The sequence below is a fragment of the Desulfovibrio piger ATCC 29098 genome (genome assembly GCF_000156375.1).
Lineage (GTDB): Bacteria > Desulfobacterota > Desulfovibrionia > Desulfovibrionales > Desulfovibrionaceae > Desulfovibrio > Desulfovibrio piger.
Genome location: NZ_DS996368.1, coordinates 1 through 800 on the forward strand (window position 1 = coordinate 1; position 800 = coordinate 800).

Sequence of the window (800 nt, forward strand, 5' to 3'; positions counted from 1 at the left end):
TACGCTTCACCCCGGCAATGGATACAAGGCCGGAGGCCAAACGGTCCCGCACCACGTCCTTACCGATGGAAAAACGCGGAATATCCGGGTCGTCGCCGTAGGAAAACATGGAACGCACCCAGTTTTCCGCTTCCGCCTTCACGGAGTCGGCGTCCCCGGAGAGCAGTTCCAGCACGGCCTTGACCGACACGTTCACCGGCTCCGGAGCTCTGACCAGGAGGTCGTGATTGATGACGATGGCCGCGTCCAGAGCGGCGCGCACGTCCGACAGCAGGCTTGACGTAGGCATACCCGCCGTTCCCATGACCACGACATCCACCGTGCCTTCCCCGCGCGGATGCTGGTCCGCCACATACACGTCCACCACACCAGGAACCGAAAGCGCCGCCGCTTCATAGGCCGCGCGGGTCACGCCCGCCTGACGCTGCCAGGCCAGCACATAGCGCCGTCGCAAACTTGCGTCGCTTTCCGCATCCGCGCCTTCCTCAATCAGCCAGTCCGCCGCATTGGTCACACCCGAAATGCCTTCCACCGGAGTGACAAGCTCGCATATCTGCCCCACGGCGGCGTTGGCTCCCTGGCCGTATTCCTCCGCCGTGGCGGGCACGGCCACGGATGCCGCGCCTTCCGGCAGTACGGCCAGCTCATCCGTCACATAACGGTAGATATCGCCCTTGCCGTCGGGCTGTGTCCGCACGATACGCCCGGCGGGAATGCGCACGTTCCCGGTCTGATCCCCGCGCAAAAACAGCACATTGCCTCGCGCCTTTGTGGCGGGCTTGCGGCTTTCGTCCACCTGC

General features: G+C 64.8%; 1 protein-coding gene. It reads right to left on the minus strand.

Annotation, left to right across the window (positions count from 1 at the left end):
• Positions 1-754 (minus strand): baseplate J/gp47 family protein (locus tag DESPIG_RS12460; protein WP_246118327.1); only part of this gene is annotated, 754 nt, incomplete at its 3' end.
• Positions 755-800 lie beyond the last annotated feature (46 nt).